The 22,531-nt window shown below is 63.6% G+C and carries 25 protein-coding genes and 1 pseudogene; 16 read left to right on the top strand and 10 right to left on the bottom strand.

Translation table 11 applies throughout. From position 1 onward, the window contains the following. Nucleotides 1–60: 60 nt before the first annotated feature. Nucleotides 61–372 (bottom strand): AzlD domain-containing protein, encoded by a 312-nt coding sequence (locus ACIGGF_RS06035; RefSeq protein ID WP_397520485.1) that lies wholly within the window; start codon nt 370–372, stop codon nt 61–63. Beyond that, nucleotides 369–1,067, bottom strand: a complete 699-nt coding sequence (locus tag ACIGGF_RS06030) for an AzlC family ABC transporter permease (RefSeq protein WP_397520484.1) — start codon at nt 1,065–1,067, stop codon at nt 369–371. The genes ACIGGF_RS06035 and ACIGGF_RS06030 overlap by 4 nt, the downstream gene beginning before the upstream one ends. A 66-nt stretch (nt 1,068–1,133) precedes the next feature. Between ACIGGF_RS06030 and ACIGGF_RS06025 the strand changes: the two genes are divergently transcribed. Both ACIGGF_RS06025 and ACIGGF_RS06020 read left to right on the top strand, forming a co-directional pair. Next, the gene (locus ACIGGF_RS06025; protein ID WP_397520483.1) at nt 1,134–1,691 is read left to right on the top strand and encodes a helix-turn-helix domain-containing protein; all 558 of its coding nucleotides are present in this window, start codon (nt 1,134–1,136) and stop codon (nt 1,689–1,691) included. Nucleotides 1,692–1,882: 191 nt separating this feature from the next. Continuing rightward, the gene (locus ACIGGF_RS06020) at nt 1,883–2,710 is read left to right on the top strand and encodes an SDR family oxidoreductase (protein ID WP_397520482.1); all 828 of its coding nucleotides are present in this window, start codon (nt 1,883–1,885) and stop codon (nt 2,708–2,710) included. A gap of 232 nt (nt 2,711–2,942) precedes the next feature. Here the strand turns inward: ACIGGF_RS06020 and ACIGGF_RS06015 are convergent, their stop codons facing one another. Further along, nucleotides 2,943–3,329, bottom strand: coding sequence for a hypothetical protein (locus tag ACIGGF_RS06015; RefSeq protein ID WP_397520481.1), 387 nt, complete (start codon nt 3,327–3,329; stop codon nt 2,943–2,945). A 29-nt stretch (nt 3,330–3,358) separates the two neighbouring features. Continuing rightward, a complete protein-coding gene (locus ACIGGF_RS06010; protein ID WP_397520480.1) occupies nt 3,359–3,922 on the bottom strand; it encodes a DUF3558 family protein in 564 nt (187 codons plus the stop codon). Nucleotides 3,923–4,028: 106 nt separating this feature from the next. Here ACIGGF_RS06010 and ACIGGF_RS06005 point away from each other — a divergent pair, with 106 nt between their 5' ends. From ACIGGF_RS06005 to galK, 6 genes are all read left to right on the top strand, one after another. Then, nucleotides 4,029–4,607 (top strand): hypothetical protein, encoded by a 579-nt coding sequence (locus ACIGGF_RS06005; RefSeq protein WP_397520479.1) that lies wholly within the window; start codon nt 4,029–4,031, stop codon nt 4,605–4,607. 264 nt (nt 4,608–4,871) lie between these two features. Next, nucleotides 4,872–6,134 (top strand): reverse transcriptase family protein, encoded by a 1,263-nt coding sequence (locus ACIGGF_RS06000; RefSeq protein ID WP_397520478.1) that lies wholly within the window; start codon nt 4,872–4,874, stop codon nt 6,132–6,134. Nucleotides 6,135–6,183: 49 nt separating this feature from the next. Next, nucleotides 6,184–6,456 carry a YrhK family protein gene (locus ACIGGF_RS05995; protein ID WP_397520477.1) on the top strand — a complete coding sequence of 91 codons (273 nt, stop codon included), beginning with the start codon at nt 6,184–6,186 and terminating at the stop codon, nt 6,454–6,456. Between the two features lie 152 nt (nt 6,457–6,608). Beyond that, a complete protein-coding gene (locus tag ACIGGF_RS05990) occupies nt 6,609–7,427 on the top strand; it encodes a DeoR/GlpR family DNA-binding transcription regulator (protein WP_397520476.1) in 819 nt (272 codons plus the stop codon). 16 nt (nt 7,428–7,443) lie between these two features. Further along, nucleotides 7,444–8,559 carry a galactose-1-phosphate uridylyltransferase gene (galT, locus tag ACIGGF_RS05985; protein ID WP_397520704.1) on the top strand — a complete coding sequence of 372 codons (1,116 nt, stop codon included), beginning with the start codon at nt 7,444–7,446 and terminating at the stop codon, nt 8,557–8,559. Next, nucleotides 8,556–9,722: a galactokinase gene (galK, locus tag ACIGGF_RS05980; protein WP_397520475.1), complete on the top strand. Its 1,167-nt coding sequence runs from the start codon at nt 8,556–8,558 to the stop codon at nt 9,720–9,722. Before galT ends, galK begins: the two co-directional genes overlap by 4 nt. A 173-nt stretch (nt 9,723–9,895) precedes the next feature. Here galK and ACIGGF_RS05975 read toward each other — a convergent pair whose 3' ends face one another. Then, a complete protein-coding gene (locus tag ACIGGF_RS05975; protein WP_397520474.1) occupies nt 9,896–10,546 on the bottom strand; it encodes a cutinase family protein in 651 nt (216 codons plus the stop codon). A gap of 213 nt (nt 10,547–10,759) precedes the next feature. Here ACIGGF_RS05975 and ACIGGF_RS05970 point away from each other — a divergent pair, with 213 nt between their 5' ends. The 3 genes from ACIGGF_RS05970 to ACIGGF_RS05960 all read left to right on the top strand — a co-directional run bounded on the left by ACIGGF_RS05970 (nt 10,760) and on the right by ACIGGF_RS05960 (nt 13,916). After that, complete coding sequence (locus tag ACIGGF_RS05970) at nt 10,760–11,884, top strand: hypothetical protein (RefSeq protein WP_397520473.1); 1,125 nt, start codon at nt 10,760–10,762, stop codon at nt 11,882–11,884. After that, nucleotides 11,881–12,966 (top strand): SMP-30/gluconolactonase/LRE family protein, encoded by a 1,086-nt coding sequence (locus ACIGGF_RS05965; RefSeq protein ID WP_397520472.1) that lies wholly within the window; start codon nt 11,881–11,883, stop codon nt 12,964–12,966. The genes ACIGGF_RS05970 and ACIGGF_RS05965 overlap by 4 nt, the downstream gene beginning before the upstream one ends. Before the next feature lie 119 nt (nt 12,967–13,085). Beyond that, a complete protein-coding gene (locus ACIGGF_RS05960) occupies nt 13,086–13,916 on the top strand; it encodes a MerR family transcriptional regulator (protein WP_397520471.1) in 831 nt (276 codons plus the stop codon). Here ACIGGF_RS05960 and ACIGGF_RS05955 read toward each other — a convergent pair. Together ACIGGF_RS05955 and ACIGGF_RS05950 are read right to left on the bottom strand one after the other, a co-directional pair. After that, on the bottom strand, nt 13,904–14,086 hold the full coding sequence (locus tag ACIGGF_RS05955) for a hypothetical protein (RefSeq protein WP_230592311.1): 183 nt from the start codon (nt 14,084–14,086) through the stop codon (nt 13,904–13,906). The genes ACIGGF_RS05960 and ACIGGF_RS05955 overlap by 13 nt on opposite strands. Before the next feature lie 38 nt (nt 14,087–14,124). Then, nucleotides 14,125–14,757, bottom strand: coding sequence for a DedA family protein (locus ACIGGF_RS05950; RefSeq protein WP_397520470.1), 633 nt, complete (start codon nt 14,755–14,757; stop codon nt 14,125–14,127). Between the two features lie 135 nt (nt 14,758–14,892). Between ACIGGF_RS05950 and ACIGGF_RS05945 the strand changes: the two genes are divergently transcribed. The 3 genes from ACIGGF_RS05945 to ACIGGF_RS05935 are packed head-to-tail and all read left to right on the top strand — an operon-like array spanning nt 14,893 to nt 17,584. Beyond that, nucleotides 14,893–16,167, top strand: a complete 1,275-nt coding sequence (locus ACIGGF_RS05945) for a histidine kinase (RefSeq protein WP_397520469.1) — start codon at nt 14,893–14,895, stop codon at nt 16,165–16,167. Then, entirely contained in the window at nt 16,158–16,814 is a 657-nt protein-coding gene (locus ACIGGF_RS05940; protein ID WP_397520468.1) for a response regulator, read from the top strand. The genes ACIGGF_RS05945 and ACIGGF_RS05940 overlap by 10 nt, the downstream gene beginning before the upstream one ends. Continuing rightward, the gene (locus tag ACIGGF_RS05935; protein WP_397520467.1) at nt 16,811–17,584 is read left to right on the top strand and encodes a DUF4097 family beta strand repeat-containing protein; all 774 of its coding nucleotides are present in this window, start codon (nt 16,811–16,813) and stop codon (nt 17,582–17,584) included. The genes ACIGGF_RS05940 and ACIGGF_RS05935 overlap by 4 nt, the downstream gene beginning before the upstream one ends. 20 nt (nt 17,585–17,604) lie before the next feature. Here ACIGGF_RS05935 and ACIGGF_RS05930 read toward each other — a convergent pair whose 3' ends face one another. Together ACIGGF_RS05930 and ACIGGF_RS05925 are read right to left on the bottom strand one after the other, a co-directional pair. Further along, nucleotides 17,605–18,825, bottom strand: coding sequence for an FAD-binding domain-containing protein (locus ACIGGF_RS05930; RefSeq protein ID WP_397520466.1), 1,221 nt, complete (start codon nt 18,823–18,825; stop codon nt 17,605–17,607). 43 nt (nt 18,826–18,868) lie between these two features. Continuing rightward, entirely contained in the window at nt 18,869–19,156 is a 288-nt protein-coding gene (locus ACIGGF_RS05925) for an FmdB family zinc ribbon protein (protein WP_397520465.1), read from the bottom strand. A 141-nt stretch (nt 19,157–19,297) separates the two neighbouring features. On the opposite strand from ACIGGF_RS05925, the pseudogene fmdA reads away from it, so the two are divergent. After that, nucleotides 19,298–20,551: pseudogene (gene fmdA, locus ACIGGF_RS05920) on the top strand (formamidase). Between the two features lie 42 nt (nt 20,552–20,593). Beyond that, nucleotides 20,594–21,064 carry a hypothetical protein gene (locus ACIGGF_RS05915; protein ID WP_397520464.1) on the top strand — a complete coding sequence of 157 codons (471 nt, stop codon included), beginning with the start codon at nt 20,594–20,596 and terminating at the stop codon, nt 21,062–21,064. Nucleotides 21,065–21,634: 570 nt separating this feature from the next. Here the strand turns inward: ACIGGF_RS05915 and ACIGGF_RS05910 are convergent. Beyond that, complete coding sequence (locus ACIGGF_RS05910) at nt 21,635–22,219, bottom strand: hypothetical protein (RefSeq protein ID WP_397520463.1); 585 nt, start codon at nt 22,217–22,219, stop codon at nt 21,635–21,637. Between the last annotated feature and the right edge of the window lie 312 nt (nt 22,220–22,531).

The raw sequence follows: 22,531 nt of genomic DNA, 5'->3' as shown, positions 1-22,531 counted from the left end.
ATTTGGTGGCCTTTTCGGCGGTCAATGTCACATCTAGTGGACTAACGGATCGGTGCAGGGTCAGGGGAGACCGAACCAGCGGAGGGCAGCAGTGGTTGCTGCGGCAGCGATCACGATGACGACAAAAGGTGCTTTATGCCAGGCGAGGATGCCGGCGACGGTGACGCCGATGGGGGCAGCGAAGCCTGCGAAGTCCTTGCCCACGAGCAGGGTGGAGGTGGCGATCAGGGCCACGAACACGACGGCAACCGAGGTATTCATGACTCTGTCGATGCGCGGCGAGATGGTCATTCGCGTGCGCAATGCCGGTCCTGCGAGGCGGAGCGCGTAGGTGCCGACGACGAGTGCGATCAGCGGGATCGTGAGGTTCATGCGGATTCCTGTCGCGTAACAGCAGTAGTGGACAGCATGGCCGGCACGACGGCGATCAGCGAGAGAAGCACCGGCAGTCCACTGGGTAGGAACATCGATGCGACCAGAGCAATACCAGCGCCGACGAGGGCAGCACTGCGCGTGCCCAGATCTCGGAGCGCAGGCATGATCAGTCCCAGGAGGATTGCGGGGAATGCCGCGTCGAGTCCGAGCGCGGCGGTATCGGTGATGACTCCGCCCCCGAGAGTGCCGATCACTACTCCGATGTTCCACGTGACGAACAGTCCGATTCCGCACAACCAGAAGGCTGTTCGACGGCTCCCTTCGTCTTTCTCGGCGACGCTGAATGCGACCGCTTCGTCGGTGATGAGGTGGGCGCCGAGAAGCCGCTTCAGTGGAGAGACGTTCTCGAACACGGATCCGATGGAGAAGCCGAGTGGTACAAGCCGGGTGTTGGCGAGCAGCGCGCTGGCAACAGCGGCAATGGGGTTGCCGCCGACAGCCAGGATGCCGACGAAAACGAATTGTGAGGATCCTGCGAAGACGACCAGCGACATCGCCACCGGTAACCACAACGGAAGGTCGGCCGCCACGGAGATCGCACCGAACGAGGCCCCGACGAGAGCGTCGGCCAGGCAGACCAACGCGATGTCTCTCATATTCACACCCTGAAGGGTTCGCCATGTCGAACGCATGGTCGTTATAGTGGACGATGTTAAGCTGTTCGTCAAATCAAACGAACGTACCGATGGAGTGAACGAATGGCGGATACCGGTCCACCGATAGCGGCCATCGCTGCTGCTCTCCAGCAGGAGCGACGACGCGTCGGGCTGTCCCTCGCGGAAGTGTCGCGCCGTGCCGGGATTGCGAAGTCGACTCTTTCGCAGTTGGAATCAGGTACCGGCAACCCAAGCCTCGAGACCCTGTGGGCTTTGAGTGTCACCTTGGACGTGCCTTTCTCCAGACTGGTCGAGCCCGCGAAACAGTCGGTCCGGCTGATCCGTGCGGGGGAGGGACCGAGATTCGCATCGGACAGAGCCGACTACTCCGCGACGCTGCTGGCGTCGTCTCCGCCGAACGCTCGACGAGACATCTACCTGGTCAGCGCAGACGTCGGCGAGCCGAGGCGATCGGACCCTCATTCCCCAGGTGTCGTCGAACATGTGGTCCTCAGCGCCGGACGAGCCCTGGTGGGGCCGGTGGGCGAAGCCGTCGAACTCTTCCCCGGCGATTACGTCGCTTACCCCGGCGACGTGCTGCACATCTTCGAAGCAATGGAGGCGAAAACGATGGCCGTGATGATCACCGAACACAGCTGAACCGGACCCAGCAAAATCGATCCCAGGGCGGGGAATAGTCCGCAGGGGTGCCTCGTTGGACTCTTCGACGGCGTTCGCTTGGCAAGCCCCGGGCCTCACCCCCATTTGTCGCTACGAGCGACCACTCGCCGAGAGGCGTTTGCAGCGGACGTCGTCCCTACTTTTGTCCGTAGAGCGAAGGGACGAGATCATTGGCAGCCAAGACGTGGTTCATCACCGGCACCTCCAAGGGATTCGGACGCGAATGGGCGATCGCAGCCCTCGACCGTGGCGATCGAGTCGCTGCTACTGCTCGCAACACTGCGACACTGCACGATCTCGTGAAAAAGTACGGTGACGCAATTCTGCCGATCGAGCTGGATGTGAACGATCGAGCTGCCGACTTCGCAGCAGTCGCGCTGGCACACAGGACCTTCGGATCGCTCGACATCGTTGTCAACAACGCTGGCTACGGCCAGTTCGGGATGATCGAAGAGATTTCCGAGGAAGACGCCCGCGCGCAGATCGAGACCAACGTCTTCGGTGCGCTGTGGGTGACGCAGGCAGCGCTGCCGTTCATGCGTGAGCAGGGGAGTGGCCACATTCTGCAGGTGTCGTCGATCGGCGGAATTTCCGCATTCCCCAATGTCGGTGCGTACCACGCTTCCAAGTGGGCCTTGGAAGGATTCAGTCAGGCCTTGGCCCAGGAGGTCGAGGACTTCGGCATTCACGTGACGCTGATCGAGCCGGGAGGGTTCTCCACCGACTGGTCCGGTCCGTCGGCCAAGAAGTCCAACGATATTGCTGCCTACGACCCGATTCGGGAGAAGGCCTCAAAACTCCGCAGTGCCCGCCAGGCGACGCCCGGCGATCCAGTTGCCACGCGGTCGGCACTGTTGAAGGTCGTCGACGCCGAAAAGCCACCGCTGCGGGTCTTTTTCGGCGACGCACCGCTGCAGATCGCGACGAAGGACTACGAGTCGCGACTGGCCAACTGGCGCGAATGGCAGCCCGTGGCGATCGAGGCACACGGAGGCTGACGCTTCAGCGGACCTGAGGGTTCACGATCGCATTCGATCCGCGGCTTCCCGCGTAACAGAGGCGATCGTGAACAATTAGGTGCGGCTGACGCCACCGGTTTCGGCGGGCGCGCGGATGGCTCGAGTCGAACGGTCGAGCCGAGTGTGGGATTGCACTGGGATATCAGTGGCGTCAGACCGACTCGGCGACGACGAGCGCGCAGTCGAGCTTCGACAAATGGATTTGTGCCTTTCAGTTTTGCGGACCGAGCGCCGTGATGTTCGACGACGTCAGATCATCGGTGCCGGCCGTTTCGTCGAAGTAGCGACGGAAGAGCATGCGCATGGATTCGATGACCTCGATGTGCTGCTGCAGAATGACGTCGAGCGACCGGTCGGTGCCGGTGACCAGGCGACCGAACCGGGCCTGCAGATCTTGCGCGGACTTTAGACTGCCCCATGGAGTTGTTATGTCGATGGCGAGAGCATTGCGTTGCATCCTCCCCAAGTGAGCAAGATATGCGACGCAGGCTGCGTCGCACTTCGCAGCAACATCGGTGGGAATGGTGATGATGCCAGCGTCGGCTTGGGCGTTGAGGTCTTGCCAGTGAGTAAGAATGTTCTGCTGGGGATCGGCCATGGGTTAGGTGTCCTTGGGTTTGCGGCGGTTTAGCTTGGAAGTTCGGAACCGAGCGTTGCGATCAAAGTGTTCAACTCGGTGCATGGGTCGTATTGCGGTGATTCGACAAGCACGTCGGAGATAATTGTCGCCATGATCAGTTCTCTACCGGCCGTGTATGCGACGCCGCAGCCGGGTGATTCACTCGCGGAAACCTGTTGAAACTGGGTAGCCTCGTGAGTCCCAACCTGGACAGGGCGCAGTCCCTTGAAACGACTGGTGTCGCTGATCCAGTCGATGGTTTGGAACCCTACGAAAATCCGCACGTAGTATTTACTGGTCGGCGTCCGGTTCTCCCATCCGCAGATCTTGAATCCGAATTGATCTCGCCCGAACACTCCCGACTCCTCCGTCTCCACGTTCAATCCCGCCTGCTCGATGGCCGCGTCGGGGATGGTGCAGGGGTCCCATGGAGTCGTCGGCACCGCGGTGGTGCTGGTGGCTGCTGCCCTCGTCTCGATACCCGGCGTCGCGGCACCCTCGGTCTCGCTAGAGCAGCCAGCGAGCAGCGCAAAAGCAGTTACAACGGGTATCCATCGACGTGCCCTGCGCATTGGTTTTGTCCATTCCTCGAGAACACCTACGTTCTTGGACGCAGCCCGACAGTCATCGGTTCCCCTGGTGTCTGTAATACGCAGAACATGTGACAGGCTGCCGAGCGTGCAGGATTGCGACGACGGCAACCCAGGCTTCACTACCGTGGTGGTCGAGACCGGCATTTATGGGGAACTGAATCTGATCTATCGGGACGACGAAATCTGCGGCTCGTATCGCGAGGGCACACCGATGCCCGTCACGATCACGCGCGTCGACGCGCGTATTTCGGACACAGTCCCGATCGGCACACGCACCGCCGCACACCTGAATGCGAGCATCGGTGGTCGCGAGATAGTTCTCACTCCCGGCCGCGCAAGGCTCGTCAAACGGTCCTACCGCGTCGGAATCCACTACGGGGAACGCACTCTGTCGCTGCGCGCAAAGAACCTGGAAGACAGTGTGCTGCTGGATGGTTCGTCGGATCGCGGTGACAACGAATTCGGAGTGCTGACTCGCGTCTTCGGTGGAGGTGTCGACGTGTTGTGGTCGCTGCCGTTCACGGCGATGAACAAGAGGGTCGAACCGCCGACGCCGTCCCGTGAAGACGCTCTGATCGGCATCGTGGTGGCCGCAGCGTTCGGAACTGGCGGGCTGTCATTGACGACGATCGTGATGGGCGCGCTGGAGTCGATCCTTCCGTAGCGGTGCCGCACCCAACGTGCTGACAGATCGGCATCGATTTGGCATGGTGGACGTATGCAGCGGTACGTGGGCGAGAGTTGGTCCGCGGGACCGGTCTCAGAAGTATGGATCGCTCCGCAGGCTCCGCTCAGGGGCAACCCCTGGGTACGTCACGAGAATCGATCACTGCGTCCGAAGCAGCTCCGCACGCTACGCGTGCCCGACTGCTCCGGGGACGAAAGATTTCGGTCGCCCCGTGCCGCTGCATGTTACTGAGAGCCGCCCATGACCGAACGTGAATTGACGCCCCGGGCCGCGGCGACCCTGGCGCGGTTGGCCGCCGATGCGGAGTGGACGCGATCGGGGCTCGAGCAGGCGTTCGCACGGCTGTTGCCCGAAAAAGCGTCGTGGCTCGCAGACCGAATCATCAATCTGTATCCCGACCCGCCCTTCGACGAAGCGTCGATTTTCGTTCTGCTACGCGATCTTCCGTTCATCTCGGAGCCCTCGGTGTCCTCGCAGCGGCCCGAGACGAACCCAGGAATCAAACCGTGGCGATTCGAGGTGCCACGCTACGAGACGACCGGCCAGCTCGCGCAATCGCTGGATTTGACGGTTCCCGAAATCGAATGGTTCGCCGATCTTCAGGGCAGGCTGCGCACTGCGCCGTTCCCATTGCAGCACTATCGATCAGCGCGGCTCGACAAGCGTCAGGGCGTGCGTCTGCTGGAGGTACCCAAACCTCGTCTGCGAGAGATTCAGCGAAAGATACTGCGCCGCATACTCGATCGAATTCCGGCCCATCCGGCTGCGCATGGCTTCCGGAAGGCGCGGAGCCCGCGTACCTTCGCGATACCGCATTCCGAACGCGACGTGGTGATCTCGGTCGATCTTCGACGCTTCTTCCCGTCCATCGGGTTCGATCGAGTGGTCGCCATTTTCGAGGCGGTCGGCTACCCCGGGAAGGTCGCTGCGAATCTGGCCGCGCTGTGCACGACGGTCACCCCGGCCGGTGAACTGGTCGGGATGGACCGTCCGACCGCGGCACGGCTGCGAACCACACATCTCCCGCAGGGTGCGCCGACATCACCGGCCCTGGCGAATCTGGCTGCACGACAACTGGATATACGTGCCACAGGCCTTGCCCGGTCCATGGGTGCTCGCTACAGCCGATACGCCGACGATCTGGCTTTCTCCGGCGATGCAGACATCGACGTCGACAGACTGTTATGGCTGATAGCCCAAATCGCCCACGACGAGGGTTTCACGATTCATCCCGACAAGACCCGGGTGCGACGCGCTCATCAGCGGCAACAGCTGACCGGCCTCGTCGTCAACTCGTGGCCGGCAGTGCCCCGAGAGGAGTACGACACTCTGAGAGCCCTGCTGCACAACTGCATCCACACAAGTGCTGTCGCGCAGAATCGCAACGATCACAACGACTTTCGAGCTCACGTCTACGGACGCATCGCCCGGATAGGCGAGACGAACGAGACGCGTCGCGCAAAGCTACTGTCCATGGCGTCCCGGGTCCAGTGGTTCGAGTAGCTCGATCGGGGTAGGCCACCTGAACCACTCATTCCTCCGAGGAGCCACTATGAACGACCTGACTTTCACCATCGGCCACGAGGAACTGGTGATCCGCCAGCGCTGGGAAGTTGTCAGCATCATCAACGACATCCTCATCGCAGTCTGGTTCATCATCGGAAGCATCCTGTTCTTTCAGGAGAGCACGACGATGGCCGGTACGTGGCTGTTCCTACTCGGAAGTCTCGAGCTGCTCGTTCGGCCCATGATCCGCCTGGCCCGGCGCGTCCACCTCACCAGGATCGGGCGCGGCAACGCATCGGACAGCGACGACGACTACTGACCTGCGTTGACTACTTTCCCACCGGTAAAGTGCGAAGTTGTTCGTTCGTGTTGACATCTGTGAGTTTTCCGATCATATTTGTGAATATGGACGCAGCGCCGTACCGAGAAACTTCCTAGTGGTTGCTCAGCAGTGATCGCCGAGAACCGCTGATGCTCGCTCACCAGCGTCAGCAGAAGATCCTGGACCAGGTGACGGCCGAGGGCGCGGTCAAGGTCGCAGATCTCGGCGCAGCACTGTCGGTGTCGGACATGACCATTCGACGCGACGTCAACGAGCTCGTCGCCCGCGGTCTGGTCGAGCGAGTGCATGGCGGCGTGACGCTGCCGCGGTCGGCCAGTGTGTTCGAGCCCGGGTTCTCGGCCAAGTCCGAACTCGATCGAGATGCCAAGGCCGCCATTGCCCGTGCCGCCGCGCGGTTCGTGCGACCCGGGACGTCCATCGGCATCTCCGGTGGCACCACGACGCACGCCCTGGCGGAGGAACTGCTCGACGTTCCGGACATCACCGTCGTCACCAACTCTCTGCCCGTCGCCGAGGTCTTTCACACCGGTGGCAGGTCGGATCAGACCGTGTTGCTCACCGGCGGACAGCGGACGCCGTCCTATGCGCTCGTCGGACCGCTGACGGTCGCTGCACTGCAGAGCATTCACCTGGACATGCTTTTTCTCGGCTCCCACGGAGTGGATGTCGAGTCCGGGCTCACCTGCCCCAATCTCATGGAAGCACAGACCAATCAAGCACTCGTAGCGTCGTCCCGACGCGTCATCGTGCTCGCCGACCACACCAAATGGGGCGTTCGCGCGCTCGCCAACACCATCCCGCTCGCCCGCGTCGACGTATTCGTCACCGATTCCGGACTCGACCCGGGAGCGCGTGAGGCGTTGTCCGAGGTGGTCGACGACGTGGTGATCGCAGGCGAGCAATCCCCCGACCCGAACGAGGAACGAGCAGTCGATGACCGCGCATGACTCCACGACGCATTCGATGCGCAAGACGTCGACCACCCTGGCCGACGGCCGCGAGCTGATCTACTACGACGACACCGAGCCCTATCTTTCCGGCGAGGCCACCCGCGACTTGGTCGATACCCGAGCACTCCTGCCGTCGATGTCGCAGTCGCAGATGCGCTTCGACGTACTCACCGGCGAATGGATCGTCATATCCGCGCAGCGGATGGACCGCACGTTCCTGCCGCCGGCCGACGCGTCGCCGCTGGCACCGAGCCGACCGGACCGTCCAGCCACCGAGATTCCGGCGGGCGACTACGACGTGGTGGTGTTCGAGAACCGCTTTCCGTCCTTGTCCGAAACTGCAGCGCAGCAATCACTTCCGACCGAAGTGGACGGGGAGTCGCTGTGGCCGCTGGCACCCGGCACCGGCCGGTGCGAGGTGATCTGCTTCGCCAGCAACCCCGAGGCGTCCTTCGTGTCGCTGGAGCTCTCTCGCGTCCGCACCATCATCGACGTCTGGGCGGACCGCACCACCGCGCTGTCCGCCATGCCTGGAGTTCAGCAAGTTTTCTGCTTCGAGAACCGCGGTAAGGAAATCGGCGTCACGCTGACCCACCCGCACGGTCAGATCTACGCGTACCCGTACCTGCCGCCGCGTACCGATGCGTTGATCAGACAGTCTCGCAAGCATTTCGAGAGCACCGGACGAGTGCTGCTGGCCGACGTGCTCGCTGCCGAACAACGTTCGGGCCGACGCATCGTCGTCGACGCCGAGCACTGGGTCGCGTATGTTCCCGCCGCGTCGCGCTGGCCTGTCGAGGTGCATCTCGCGCCGCGTCGCGACGTGGCAGACCTCGCCGAGTTGAGCGCCGGCGAGCGGGACGAGCTGGCCGTGGTCTATCGGGGGCTGTTGCGCGCAGTCGACGCGTTTTTCGACGGCGTCGACGAGGTGCCGTACATCGCAGCGTGGCACCAAGCCCCCGTCGGAGTAGATCGCGAACTGGGACGTCTGCATCTGCAACTGTTTTCGATGATGCGGTCACCGGGCCGGATGAAGTTCTTGGCCGGATCGGAATCTGCGATGGGAGCCTGGATAAACGACACCACGCCCGAACGCATCGCGGACCGGCTGCGCGAGGTACTGGCGTGAACTGGCTCGATGTGATCGCCGAGGTGGATCTCGCCGACGGTGCAGCCGAGTTGTTCCGCACTAAATTCGGCGGCGAGCCCGACGGCGTCTGGATCGCACCGGGTCGAGTCAATCTGATCGGCGAGCACATCGATTACGCAGGTGGACTGGTGTTGCCGTTCGCGCTGCCGTATGCCACCGCGGTCGCTGTGCGTCGACGCGAGGACTCGACCATGCGGGCCGTATCGACGCACACCGACGAGTCGTGGACCGGTGAGCTCGGCGAGATCGGTCCGGGTACCCCTTCGGGCTGGGCCGCATACGTGGCGGGTGTGTCCTGGGCGCTTCGGGAGCACGGCGTCGGCGGAGTCGATGTGGCCGTGCACTCGTCGGTGCCGGTGGGTTCTGGGTTGTCTAGCTCGGCGGCCCTGGAATGCTCGTTCGCCCTGGCGCTCAGCGAGTTGTTCGATCTGCAGGTCGATCGAAAAGTGCTGATTCAGGCCAGCATTCGCGCCGAGAACGAGATCGCCGGTGCATCGACGGGCGGTATGGATCAGAACATCGCGATGTCGGCTCAGGCGGGACATGCGCTGTTGCTCGACTGTCTCGACGGTTCGACTCGTCAGATTCCTCTCGATCTCGAGGCGTCGGGAACCGAGCTCTTGGTGATCGACACCAATGCGCCGCACCGACTGGTCGACGGCCAGTACGGCGCGCGTCGGCAGGCGCTCGATACCGCGTATGCCGAACTGGGGGTCACGACCCTGCGCGGGCTGGATGTCGAGCAGGCCGTCTCGGGCCTCGTCGACGACACTCTGGTCCGCCGAGTTCGCCACGTCGTCAGCGAGATCGGCCGGGTGGAGCAGGCCGCTGCTCTCTTGGATCGCGGTGCCGCAGGAACCGAGCTCGGTGAGTTGATGACCGCATCGCACAGGTCGTTGCGAGACGACTACGAGGTGAGCTCCCCCGAACTCGACAGTGCCGTGGACGCGGCGCTTCGAGCAGGTGCACACGGGGCCCGTATGACCGGCGGAGGATTCGGCGGTTCGGCGATCGCTCTGGTGCCGTCCGATCTGGTGCAGGCGGTCGCGAGTGAGATCGGCTCCAGTGCAACACGATACGACTTGCCCGTACCGACCTTCCTCACCGCTGAGCCCTCCGGCTCCGCACATCGATTCTTCTGACCCCACCGTCGAGGACGCGTCGAATTTCGGAGCTGTCGGTGCGCAGATCGTTGCTCGCATTCCCGACATCGCGACTCCTTCGCAGGGCGATGTACTCCGGATCGCGCCCCGCGCGGAGGCGGTCCACTACTTCTCGACCACGACGGGGTTGAATCTGCGCCCCTGAGCCGAAATCAGGTACGGACTCGAGTGGCAGCGAACTGTGCGCCCTGGGTGGTGGAGCCGTTCGTACCGTACTGGAGGTGCGCGAAGGCGTTGAAGCCGCCTATCCGGCATACCGGATCGCCGAAGTTGCAGAAGCTCATCGTGCGCGAACCATAAGTGCCGCTTGATGTTTCGATCTGTCGTCCGTACAGGCCGAACGGGTTGCCGAACACCACGACTGCCTCGATCCGGGAAGCTATCGCGGTGGGGATGACGGCACCGGTGACGCTGCTGGGCGTGCGCAGGCCGAGGGCGTTGGTCACGACGGTGGCTCCTTGCGAGTATCCACCGATCACGAAGGTGGTCGAGGGGCACGATGCAGCGACGGAACTGAGGTGTGCCACGAGGTCACGGGATCCCGGTCCTGCGCTTGCCTGGGTGAAGTCCGCGGCGTAGTCGACGGCGTAGGTGCTCACCGAGCGGTCCGACAACTGAGATCTCAAGCTGTCGACGAACGGTGTGCCGGTGATGCCGAGTCCCGGGAGTTCGCCGGTACCACGGGCGAAGGACACATCGACGTCCGAACATGGCGCAGCGGAGGCCACGCCGACGGGAAGTACCGTTGTAGAGGCGCTGACAGCCAAGGCTGCTGTGCAATATGCGAGCCAACGTCTTTTCATGGGTGCCCTTCTGGGGTCGAGCAAGAACTACCGGCGCGAACCATAGCCGCTGAAACGACTTTTGGGCAGGGTCGTCAAGAGTTCGATTGCCGTCCGGCATCGAATAGAAGGCAGGGCACCGAAAGCTGGTTTCTCAACGTCTGTTGCGCTACCGTCTCCGCTGGGGCCGGAGAGCGGGCACAAAGCCTGGTCCGTATTTTTGGGGGATATGACGTGAAGAGTCGTGGAGTACGTGTCGCTGTAGTGGCGGCGGCGATGGTGGCCATATGCCCGACGATGTCGGCGAACGCTGCGCCCACCCCGGCACCGGCACCCGCAACCATTCTCGGATCCATCGACGACGGTCCAGGCAATTTCAGCGTGTTCCGCACCGTCGACAGCGGCCAGCGTCCCACCGAGGCGGACAACGCTGCGTGCAACGACTACTTCGGCTCGCCCCGTTCGTTGACGGTGGTCGAGAGGCTCGACGCGCGGATGTACACCTTCACCAACGACCCGGCAACAGGATTCCTGCAGAACCCGACGGCTCAGAACGTCGGTCCGATCTACGTGTGCGATGGGCCTATCGTCGACGGCCAGGCGTTTCTCGACCAGTGGGGCGCATTGACGGCTCCCGGACTGGGCGAACTCTCGATGTACGGCCCGTGCGGGCTCGAATTCATGATCGGCTCCCCAGGTCGCGCGGCCGTCGATTGTGTTCTGCGAGTGAACCCCAACGATTCCGGCGTCATCGACGGTGTTGCCACCAGCAACTCGATCGCCAACCCGCTGCGGCTGCCGGACGGACGCACCGGCTCGCTGTGGACTCTGTACACGCTGGGCGAGGGTACTGCGCCGGTCGCAGAGCCGGTGCCCGGTACTCCGCAGCCGACCGGTTCGGTTAAGTACAGCGTTGGGCGCGAGGTGAACTCGGTCTCGACCGGCTCCACGCCGGCCTGCCCGGGCGGAGTGCGTACGACGGAAATCCACTCCGTCTCGGTGGATCCGGCCACCGGGGTGGCGTCGACCGAGCCGTCACAGGACGTCGCCGCACACGCGTCGATCTGCTACCAGAACCCGTCGTCCCCGGACTTCGGCGCATCGCTGAGCATCACGAACTTCGGTGTCACGCCCGCGCTCACGGCTACCTCCACCGGGCAGTGCCGTCGTACCGATCTGCCGATCGAGCCGGGGACCGTCCAGCAGTCCTGTGGCTTCACCCTGCCGCCGCAGCCCGCTCTCGGCCTCACCGGTGGCCAGGTGACGCTCAACGGTCTGGTTCCGACGAACGACGCTGCCGGATCGGCTAATTCGGCGATCTGGACGACGTCCTTCCTCGGTTCCATCACTCCTCGATGACGCGTGGTCGAACCTGGTTTTCCGTTCTTGCGGTGCTCACGATCGGCTTCACGGGCGTACCCGAGGCAGCTGCCGAGCCTGTCTCGGTGCCCCTCGGATACGGGCAGACCAGAGATATCGCTGTGGTTCCGCTGCCGGGGCAGCCCGAGGGGATCGCGGTCGATCCCGCGGACGGCAGTATCTGGTCCGGATCGAACCGGCCGAATTCCTCTGGTGACGTGTGGCATTGGGCCGCCGACGGTAGCTTGCTCGAGACGTACTCCCTGGTGGATCATGTCCCCGCTGTTCATGGCGTCAACGGACTTGCGCTCGATGGCGACGGTCGGGTCTACGCCCTCGACTATTCGGGAGCGCGGGCAGTCCGCATCGATCCATCGACCGGAACGCAGACCGTCTACGCGACATTCGCTGATCTGCCAGCCTGTTCCGGGGCCGCAGGCAAACCCTGCGAGCCGTCGCCCATCGACCGGCCGGCCTGGCCGAATTGGGCCACTTTCGCCCCCGACGGGTCCATGTATGTCAGCGACCTGAACCAGGCCACCATCTGGAAGGTGCCTGCCGGCGGCGGGGCGGCCGAGATCTGGTACCAAAACGCCGACTTCGCCTCGCTCTACAGTGTCAACGGCATGCAATTCGACGCCGCCGGACGGTTGAACTTCGTCGTGACGATGTCCCTCGTGCCTCGTGTCGAATCCTTCGGTCGTGGTGTCGTCCATCGACTTTCGGTGACGCCAGACGGTAGGCCGGGTGCTCTGGAGACAGTGGCCGTCGCAGCTCAGGGCGACGGTCTGGCCATCGGATCCAGTGGGCGCATCTACCTGCCGATCGCGAATCCTCTGTACAACGCTGTCGAGGTGGTCGATCCCGACACACGTTCGGTAGTGGCGTCTCTGCCCACTCCGGTCGACAGCATCACCCGGTCCATCCCGTACTCGACGCCCGCATCGGTCGCGTTCCGCGGAACGTCGCTCATCGTGTCCAACCACGGACTCCTGGCGATCGACCCACAGCAATGGGCGATCCTCGAACTCGGTGTGGGCGAGACCGGATTACCGCTGCACTATCCGGTGGGAGTTGTATAAGGCCGGTGCTACCGTGCCCTGAACAATCGGGTGCAGTTAGCCGCGCTCAGCGCGGTCAACTGCACCCGATTTTGCTTGCTTGACCCTCACACTGTGTGAGACGAGAACCTCGGTGGGTCATGTTCAACATTGGAGAGTTCGCATCGATCGGCCGGGTCTCGGTTCGCATGCTTCGGCACTACGACGAGATCGGGTTGTTGACGCCGGCACGGGTGGATCCGTTCACGGGCTATCGCTCGTACGACGGTTCCCAATTCGAGGTCCTGGGACGCATCCTCATGTTCAAGGACCTCGGGTTCAGGCTCGACGAGGTGACGCAGATCGTGCACGGTCAGGTCGATGGCGATAGGTTGCGCGACATGCTCGCCGCCAAGCGCGACGACGTCGCTCGTCGACTCGATCTCGACGCCGCTCGCCTGCGTCGCATCGATGCGCGGCTCTCTCACACCGAAGGGATTTCGATGATCACCGTGGACACCAAATCATTGCCGAGCGCACGCATTGCTGCCGTCACCGAGACTGCCACCGGGTTCGGGCCCCAGAACATCGGCCCGGTCATCGGGCCGATGTACGCCCGACTCGCCCAGACACTCGCTGGTGACGGCGTGAGGTTCGGGCCGTCATCGATCGCCATGTACGAGGCCGTCGATGACGGGGACGGCACCGGCATCACCGTGCACGCCGCGTTCGAGGTGGGGTCTGAGGTCGTGGCCGGCGAGGGATACGAGGTCCGGGAGCTACCGCCCGTCGAACTGGCGGCAACGACCGTTCACCACGGATCCATGGCCACGATCGGAGAGACCTGGGAAGAGTTCGTGGCGTGGATAGAGACCAACGGATACGAACTTTCGGGCGTCTGCCGCGAGTACTACCTGGTGTCCGAGCCGAAGCCGCAGGAGAACTGGGTTACCGAGCTGCAGCAGCCGGTGACCCGGCGTCAGGATGCCTGAGCAAGCTCCACGAGGGCGGTGCACTGGCAGCCGCCGGTGACCTCTTCGCATTCGAGCACCAGGAAGTGGCGTACGTACTCGAGGTCCACGCAGTCCGGCTCCGTGCACTCCGCACCGCCGACCGCGTGGATCACGAGTGTGCCGTGGCAAGTATCGAAACTGGTGGACACGCGATTTCCTTTCTGTCGTTTCTCTTACATCCTTGATATCACCGGGCTCCGACAACTTCGGGAGAAGACGAGCGTGTTCGACGCCTGAGCTGGGTGAAGACTACGATCGTCACGGCCGGGATCCAGGCGTATCCCAGCGCGGTTCGGATCGCAGCGTGATCGCCGAGCCAGGCACCCACACTTACCATTGCGGTTGCCCAGACCCCGGCCGCGCCGAGACTGATCACCGCATATTCACGCCGTCTCAGGTCGGAGGCAGCGACGAGTCGGGGTGCGACGGTGCGAATACCTCCGACGAGGTGCCCGGCGGCGGCGATGGTTCGTGGTCGTGATCGCACCTGGGTGGTCAGTCCCAGGAGGATCCGCATCACCGAAGACGGCAGCGCGGACTCCACTCGCCCGAGCCCTAGCACCGTGCCGGTGCGGCGACTGCGCCCGAGCGCCCACTGCGCCCCCATGCTCGACGCCACCGCCGCGGTGACGACAGCGGGCATCCACGGTACGACGCCTATCGACGTCAGTACTCCCAGCGTGATCGGCACACTGTTCCCGGGCGTGAAAAGCCCGAACAGAGAACCGGATTCGAAGGTCAGCAACACGACAACACCGACGAGGACAACCCAGACGGGCACGGTGGAGAGTCGATCGACGTCGAGCAGGTTGAGGTTCATACCCGTCGAATATTGTCCTCTGCCGCGGGACAATCACCACGATCGGCCCACCGATCGGTGGTAGGGCCCGCCCTACCATGACCCGTGGGTTCACAGTGGGGACATGTCGCCGACGGCCCACTTAGGCTGATTCGCATGAACGAGGCACTACCGATTCCCCTGAATCCGCTCAGGGCGTGGATATCGCCGCACTGGTGGCTGGCGGTGGCGTCGCTGCTGGCGTCGACGGTCGCAGGGCTGGGCGGTTGGATGATCCTGGGCCTGCTGGTGCTGGCCGTGTGCGCATTGCCGTTCGCGCTCAGCGGTGTACTCGTGTTCGCGCTGACGATAGTGGTGCTTCGCTGGATGGACATCGCTGCTCGGGCCGGGATCGGATTCACCAGCGGTGTGGTGGTCACGGGACCTACGGTGACCGTCTATCCCACCAGTTGGCGCAAATTCCTCTGGTGCCTCCGCGACGCCGGGTTGTGGAAGTCCCTGTGCTACTGGCTCACTCGGATCCCGATGTCTGCAGTCCTGTTGTTCCTGCTGCCGGCGCTGTTCGTGGCCCTGCCGGTTCTGGCGGCGGCGCCGGTCGCCTGGTTAGCGACGAACCCGGTCGGGAATCAGCTCGAAATCGGCGATCGGGTGGGCTATCCCTTCGTCGCGTTGGTCGGCTTTGCCTCGCTGGTGACCTTCGTTGCGGGAGTGCCCCTACTGCTCACGGCCCTGGCGAAACTCGACTGGTGGAGTGCTACAGCCCTTCTCGGGCGGTCCGAATCCAGTAGGCGGGTGGACGAATTGACGGTGAGCCGCGCTCGCGTCGTGGACGCCGCGGACGCCGAACGCCGCCGTATAGAACGAGATCTGCACGACGGGGCCCAGCAGCGTCTGGTGTCGGTGGCAATGTCACTGGGGCAGGCGAAGTCCCGCGTTTCGGCGGATGACGATGCGGTACTGAAGGAACTGCTCGACGACGCCCACCGGGAGGCCAAGAATGCGATCGGGGAGATTCGAACCCTCACTCGCGGACTGCACCCGCCGATTCTGACCGACCGCGGACTCGATGCCGCTTTGTCGTCTGTCGCGGCGTTGTGTTCGGTACCGGTGACGATCGAGGTGGACCCTGCTCTGTCGGGGCCGCGCCGACCGGACGCGACCGCCGAATCGACCGTCTACTTCGTAGTCTCGGAGGCTCTGACCAACGTGAGCAAACACGCACAGGCATGCCGCGTGCGAGTCGACGTCACGAGGAGTGGGTCCGCAGTGCAGGTGAAGGTGGTCGACGACGGCTGCGGCGGTGCGCATTTGGCCCCTCGAGGCGGCTTGGCGGGGCTCGCGGACAGGCTCAGCGGGGTCGACGGCACGCTGGCCCTCACCTCCCCGATCGGCGGTCCGACGACCTTGGAAGTGAGCATTCCGTGCGAGTGATCATTGCCGACGATTCGGTGCTGTTGCGAGAGGGCGTCGCTCGACTGCTGACCGATACCGGAGCCGACGTGATCGGCAAGGTGGGCGACGCTTCGGAACTGCTCGCGGCCATGTCCGCTGCGAATTCGCTTCCGGACGTCTGCGTGATCGACGTTCGGATGCCGCCTACCTTTCTGGACGAGGGTCTGCGGGCCGCGTTGGTCATTCGCCAACGATGGCCCTCTGTCGGTGTTCTGGTGCTGTCGCAGTACGTCGAGGAGCGCTACGCAGCCGAGCTGATCCGGCAGAGCACGGACGGCGTCGGTTACCTGCTGAAGGATCGCGTTGCCGACGTGGACGAATTCGCCGACGCCGTACGCACGGTCGCGGACGGAGGCACCGTCATCGACCCCGAAGTGGTACAGCAGATCCTGGCTCGGGCACCGCGATCGGATCCACTGGAATCATTGACGCCGCGAGAGCGAGAGGTGTTGACGGCCATGGCCGAAGGCAAGTCCAACGCCGGCATCGCGGCCGCGCTGGTGGTCGGTCAAGCAGCCGTCGAGAAGCACATCGGAAACATATTCGCCAAGCTCGGCCTGCTCGGCGACAGCGCTGATCACCGCCGCGTCATGGCCGTTCTACGATACCTGGGAGCAATTCAGTGACGAAGAAGACGTGGCGCAACACGGTTGCGGTGATCGTTGCCGTGGTGGTCGTGGGCACTGCAGGTGCAGCCACGGCCGCGGCACTGGTCGAAGGTTTCAGCGTGCCGAAGATGCAGTCCCTCGACTACCGCGAGGACCATGCCCTGACCGTTGAAAAACTATCGTTCACAACGGAAGCGGCCCACGTGACCGTAACCATGAGTCCCGATGCCGAGATGCACGTTCGCGCTGACGGCTTCTACCGGGGAGATACCCCGACAGTCGAGATCGGTGACGACGGATCGACGGTCGCAGTGGGTTGCTCGTACAACAAGCGCGGTAGCTGCGATATCGATGTCGAACTGTCCATCCCGTCCTTGTCGGTGCTCGACATCGTCGGATCGGCGGGTGATGTGGTACTCGCGAACGTGGACGCGCAGACGTCGGTGACCACCTCGTCGGGGGGCGTGGTCTCCCGCGGTTCCACCGGAACGGTGAGCGTGACAACCAGATACGGCGATGTGACGGTGTCGGATGCTGCGTTGTCGGTAATCGACGTCGACACGACATTCGGTCAGGTCGATCTGGACTGGCGCGTTCCACCGGAATCGGTGCGCGTGCAGAACACGATGGGCGACAGCGCGGTGCGCCTTCCCGGGGACGAGTCCTACGACGTCGACGCGTCGTCGGAGAAGGGTGACGTCGACACCGACGTGGTCGACGATCCCACTTCACCGCGATCGGTGTCGATCACCAGCGAGGAAGGCTCGATATCGTTGCAGCGAAGGTAGTTTCGGTCGATGATGTCTGGTCAATGGGTCCGCCGCCACGCGCTGAACGAACGGACCGAGGACGTGGTGGGACGCGTCAGCCAGGGCCACGGATGCAACTCGACCGGGGCGATCGCGTCGGCGATGCGGGAGAAGCCGGGAACAGGTGCCCAGGTGACCGCCAGAGAACGTCCGGAGATCTCATCGGAGACTTTACCGCGGCGCACTTCCAGCGGCCGGGTCGACGCGATCTCGCCGAGCGTTTCGGCGAGAAAGACCAGCCTCTTTCCCGAGAGCCGCAGCTTTCGCAGGAGCGGCTCGTCGAAGACGAACACCGTCGGCCGGTCGGGGTCGGCGGCAAGTGCTGGGTCCGCGGTGCCGAGTGACTCTGCGGTGATCCAGACCTGTTCTGCCCCAGCACCTTCCACGTGAGCAGGGCCCGCTGGAATCGGTGCCTTGTTCAGATCGGGACCGTCGACCGCCGGCCCGAGATCGTCGTCGGGCCAATTCTCGATGGGACAGGCATCTTTCAGTGCGCAGTTGCGGCACAGAGACGGTGCCCGCTTGTTCACCTGCCATCGACTGAAGCCGTAGACCTTCCCGCTTCCGGTCCCAACGGTCCACTGCCAGCCGAGTCGATTGGCGGCGCGAGAGCCGTCGAGCAGATGGGCGAACATCTCGTCTTCACCGTCGCGCCACGTAGCTCCGGCGCGGACTGCCCACTGGGAGGCGAGCCACATGCGAGTCTGATTGACGAGCCAACCGTCCTCGTGCAGTTCACCGACCACCGAAGACATGCAGTTCATCTCCTCGGCCCACGGCTGCGCAGTCCAGCCCTGCGGTCGCGGTTGCTCACGACGCAGCGAACGGCCAAGATCCGATCCAGTGCGGGCATACAGGTGGCGGGCATATTCCTGCCACATGAGCTCGTCGCGGTAACGGGAACGGTCACGTGCGGGAGCATCGGATACCGCGTCCCAGACCTCTCGCAACGTCAGCAGCCCGTGACGAATGTACGGAGACATGCGGCTTGCACCTCGGCGATTCACCGGGAGGACGGTGCTGCGGTCGCGCGCATACCCGGTGATGTCCAGACCGGCCAGGGCCATGTCGGCGGCCGATTGCCCGCCGCGAATACCACCCGCCGTGATGCCGTCCGGGCCCTCGCGCGTCAGATCCCCCAGATGCTCGGCAACCCAGTCGACGACGTCCTCTGTGGTGGAGCCGTCTGCAATCGACGGGGGAGCTGGAAGTTGGGGCATGGCGTCGGACTTCCCGTTCGGCACGAAAGGGAAACGCGGATCGTCAGGGGCGTGGCAGGCGGCGATGCAGCGGATTGGTAGTGGTTCTACTGCTGGAGCGGCCCTGTTGTGGGAGCGACGAGACCACGGCAGGCGTGTCCGCAGTGGCGCGCGAGGCGTCGTGTGCCTTCATCGCGGCGCTGTTGCCTCGTCCGAGGGCCGGAGAGGAGATTTGTCGTGTCGCCGTTCGTCCGCATTCCGGGCACGTCACCGCGGACGGCGCGTCGGCCATGGAGAATCTCTGCTCGACGGGGGCGCAACGCTGTGCGCAGCGAAAGCTGTAGGTGGGCACGCAATCGAGCGTAGTCCGAGATGTCGGATCAGCAACGTTCCGGCACAACGTCATACAAGATTTACACGCCAATTGGAGGCGCACGCGGGGCGACGGTGCAATGATCGAAGCAGGGAAGTCCGCGCAACCGGAGGTGCCGCCGTGCCCGAACTGCTGTTTCCGCTCGACTCGACGAAGAGTTTCACCGAACAGGAGATCGTCGGTCACAACCGATGGCATCCCGATATTCCGGCGGCGGTCACGGTCAAACCCGGCACGTCCTTCCGGGCGCATTGTCGCGAATGGTTCGACGGGGCCATCCACAACGACGATTCCGCCGAGGACATTCTGAATGCCCCGCTCAACAACGTGCACACACTGTCCGGACCTTTTCATATCGAGGGTGCCGAACCCGGTGACCTGCTGATCGTCGACATCCTCGACGTGGGTCCGATACCGCAGGAGGATTCGGGTCCGTTGGCCGGTCAGGGCTGGGGCTACACGGGAATCTTCGCCAAGCAGAACGGCGGCGGGTTCCTCACGGATCGATTCCCCGACGCGTACAAGGCAATCTGGGACTTTTCCGGGCAGACCACCACCTCTCGCCACGTCCCGCACGTGAAGTACACCGGCATCACCCATCCCGGGCTGATGGGAACCGCGCCGTCGGCTGCTCTGCTGGCCAAGTGAAATGCCCGGGAAGGCGCGCTCATCGCCACGGATCCCAATCGTGTTCCGCCACTGGCGCTCGCACCCGAGCTCGACGGTGCGATTCTTGGATCCTTGCAAGGAGACGAGTTCTCCCGCGTTGCAGGCGAAGCCGCGCGGACGGCACCGCCCCGCGAGAACGGTGGAAACCAGGACATCAAGAACCTGACCAAGGGCACCCGCGTCTTCTATCCGGTGTTCGTGCCAGGGGCCAAGCTGTCGTTCGGAGACTTGCACTTCTCCCAGGGAGACGGGGAGATCACGTTCTGCGGTGCCATCGAAATGGGCGGCTTCATGGACCTGCACGTCGACCTGATCAAGGGCGGCATGGAGACCTACGGGGTGAGTGAGAACGCGATCTTCATGCCCGGCAACACCGCACCGCAGTACTCGGAATGGATTGCCTTCTCGGGCATTTCGGTGACCGTCGACGGTGAACAGAAGTATCTGGACTCCGACCTGTCGTACCAGAATGCGTGCATGCATGCGATCGACTACCTCACGAAGTTCGGCTACAGCCCCGAGCAGGCATATCTGCTATTGGGATCGGCACCGATCGAAGGACGCCTGTCCGGGGTGGTGGACATCCCGAACTCCTGTGCCACCGTGTACATCCCCACGGCGATCTTCGATTTCCCGATAGCGCCCTCGCCCGGAGGACCGTTCCAGATCGACCCGGGAATGGGAGCGCCGAGGGCGCAATTCTGATCGACTTGGCTTGATATGTCGCAACTGTGGATGCTCGAACACATGGAGCCGTTTGCCGACGAGCCTGGCATCGGCGAGGTGTGTGCGCCCACGACCTACTGGGCGTCACCCGATCGGATGGACCTTCCCGCTGAGGTGTGTAGTGAGGTGCCGGCTCGGGTCGAGGCTGTTTCCACCGACGGCCGAACGGAATGGGTGGCGCACCTGGGCAACGGTTTCACCACGATGATGGGCGACGGTAGCCAGGTCGGTGATGTGGTGCTGCACGGTTGCCTGGTGTGGGACAGGTACTTGTGGTTGGACTACAGGACAAAACCGCAAGGAAGCGTTCGGGTGCTGGATCGCCCGGGGTTCCTCGCACGGCACGAGGAACATACTCCGACGCCACATCCGGGCATGTTCGCCGTGACGCCGTACGGTCCTACGGAGTATCGCGAACACGGCTCACTACCAACGAGTTTCGGTGTGCAGTGGAACGTGCTTCTGGTCGAGACCGTTGCATCGAGTGGTTGAGGCATCTCAGTCGTGCTGGTCGTAGTCCGCAGTGACAATCTGGTCGACGCGAACCTGAGTGGATTCGGCCTGGCGCGAAAGCGAGAATGTCCGCAACGGTGGCCGTGCTGCCGCCGAGATACGCGCAGGGGAAGTCGAAGTGCTGAGCCACGCACCATGTGTGATCGGTGGGCCACCACAGATTCGGTGACAACCCGTTGAGGGTGGCCGCTGCTCGTGAGACCGGTCCTTTCAGCAGGAAGTAGTTGTAGCCGGCGATGTCCGCTGTCGGTGCCGAATCGCGAATATCGTCGAGTGCGGTGTTGCCTTCCCAGATGGCGAACCAGCACTCGCCGGGTGTGTTCGTGCTTCGAGCGAGTACCTCGATGAGGGAATCCAGCTGAGCATGCCAGGCTGCAACGGGTTCGGTGTTGCGTAGCGGGGACTGGACGCAGGCATAGGCGTCGAACACAGTGGGGACCAGCGACCCCACCGTGGTTCGGGGAACGACCTTCAGGCCGTCGTTCACCCAGTCGGCCTGCGAGACATTCTGTTGTAGATCGGTCTTGGACCAATCTGCGCCATGGGTGCTCAATGGCTGTACCAGGGTTGTGGACGGTCAGGATCGTCGATGACGGTGTCGACTCGACGGTCGGCGAGAACTTCCTGTATTGCCGCAGAGCTGGCACCGATGGTGGCGAAGTGGGGGTCGACGTCGTTGGCGATGCACCAGGCGCGGTCGGCGGGCCAGACGAACGAGGGGATTGGCAGGCCCTCGGGGCCCGGGGGATCGAGCGCTTGCTCCCAGGTGAGTAGGTCGAGCGCAGGTCCTCGGAACAGAAACGCTTCCCGTTCCGGCAGCGTGATGCGCGCGGCACCTCGAACCACGAAACCGCCCCATCCCTCCCATACGCAGAAGTAGCAGTCCTCCGGTGTTGTCGTGTGTTTCGCGAGCGTCGCGACGACCGTCGCCAATTGCTCTGTCTCCGAACGTTCGTCGTACGGAGCGTCCGCCTCGGCCTCGCGTTGAGTCGGGTGTATCGGATCTGGGATGAACCGTAGCCGCGCATAGCGCTCGTACCCGAGCGGGCCCCTGGTGACAAGGTCCCACCAATCACGATCAGCGTGGACGAGCCAATCGGCGGCAGTTGGATCGCTGGACGGGCGCACGGTCATTGTGTGCCCTCCCTGTCTATACCGAGCTTTCTGATCCTGGGCGCGCTCTGATGCGTTGCCACGACGCTACCGATTCACGTGGCGGACCGGAAACACTTTTTCGGTGTACGACGTGGCAGTTCGCTCCTGCGGTCCGAAGGCATGCTAGGGAACGCGTGTTCGAAAACGTGTCGGTGGGTCGCGGTAGATTCTGTTCATGCTTTCGGGGGACGGCGGATCAGGGGTGGACGGCATCGAGACGGTGCCGCCTCCCCCTGTCGTGTCCGATCCAGAGCTGGCCGTGTTGGTGGATCGGGTGGAGTCCGCGGTCGC

It is taken from the genome of Rhodococcus sp. NPDC078407, from assembly GCF_044542515.1.
GTDB lineage: Bacteria > Actinomycetota > Actinomycetes > Mycobacteriales > Mycobacteriaceae > Rhodococcoides.
Note: the sequence above shows the minus strand (reverse complement) of the source record. Positions and strands in the feature narration are given on the sequence as shown.

Excerpts from the sequence above, each read along its gene's own strand:
- ACIGGF_RS06030 (WP_397520484.1), bottom strand. The coding sequence starts at position 1,067 with ATGCGTTCGACATGGCGAACCCTTCAGGGTGTGAATATGAGAGACATC.
- galT (WP_397520704.1), top strand. The coding sequence starts at position 7,444 with ATGCGCAAGACGTCGACCACCCTGGCCGACGGCCGCGAGCTGATCTAC.
- ACIGGF_RS05910 (WP_397520463.1), bottom strand. The coding sequence starts at position 22,219 with ATGACCGTGCGCCCGTCCAGCGATCCAACTGCCGCCGATTGGCTCGTC.
- ACIGGF_RS06025 (WP_397520483.1), top strand. The coding sequence starts at position 1,134 with ATGGCGGATACCGGTCCACCGATAGCGGCCATCGCTGCTGCTCTCCAG.
- ACIGGF_RS05915 (WP_397520464.1), top strand. The coding sequence starts at position 20,594 with ATGGAGCCGTTTGCCGACGAGCCTGGCATCGGCGAGGTGTGTGCGCCC.
- ACIGGF_RS05960 (WP_397520471.1), top strand. The coding sequence starts at position 13,086 with ATGTTCAACATTGGAGAGTTCGCATCGATCGGCCGGGTCTCGGTTCGC.
- ACIGGF_RS05990 (WP_397520476.1), top strand. The coding sequence starts at position 6,609 with ATGCTCGCTCACCAGCGTCAGCAGAAGATCCTGGACCAGGTGACGGCC.
- ACIGGF_RS05950 (WP_397520470.1), bottom strand. The coding sequence starts at position 14,757 with ATGAACCTCAACCTGCTCGACGTCGATCGACTCTCCACCGTGCCCGTC.
- ACIGGF_RS05945 (WP_397520469.1), top strand. The coding sequence starts at position 14,893 with ATGAACGAGGCACTACCGATTCCCCTGAATCCGCTCAGGGCGTGGATA.
- ACIGGF_RS05975 (WP_397520474.1), bottom strand. The coding sequence starts at position 10,546 with ATGAAAAGACGTTGGCTCGCATATTGCACAGCAGCCTTGGCTGTCAGC.
- ACIGGF_RS05995 (WP_397520477.1), top strand. The coding sequence starts at position 6,184 with ATGAACGACCTGACTTTCACCATCGGCCACGAGGAACTGGTGATCCGC.
- ACIGGF_RS05965 (WP_397520472.1), top strand. The coding sequence starts at position 11,881 with ATGACGCGTGGTCGAACCTGGTTTTCCGTTCTTGCGGTGCTCACGATC.
- ACIGGF_RS06035 (WP_397520485.1), bottom strand. The coding sequence starts at position 372 with ATGAACCTCACGATCCCGCTGATCGCACTCGTCGTCGGCACCTACGCG.
- ACIGGF_RS05930 (WP_397520466.1), bottom strand. The coding sequence starts at position 18,825 with ATGCCCCAACTTCCAGCTCCCCCGTCGATTGCAGACGGCTCCACCACA.
- ACIGGF_RS06000 (WP_397520478.1), top strand. The coding sequence starts at position 4,872 with ATGACCGAACGTGAATTGACGCCCCGGGCCGCGGCGACCCTGGCGCGG.
- ACIGGF_RS06010 (WP_397520480.1), bottom strand. The coding sequence starts at position 3,922 with ATGCGCAGGGCACGTCGATGGATACCCGTTGTAACTGCTTTTGCGCTG.
- ACIGGF_RS06015 (WP_397520481.1), bottom strand. The coding sequence starts at position 3,329 with ATGGCCGATCCCCAGCAGAACATTCTTACTCACTGGCAAGACCTCAAC.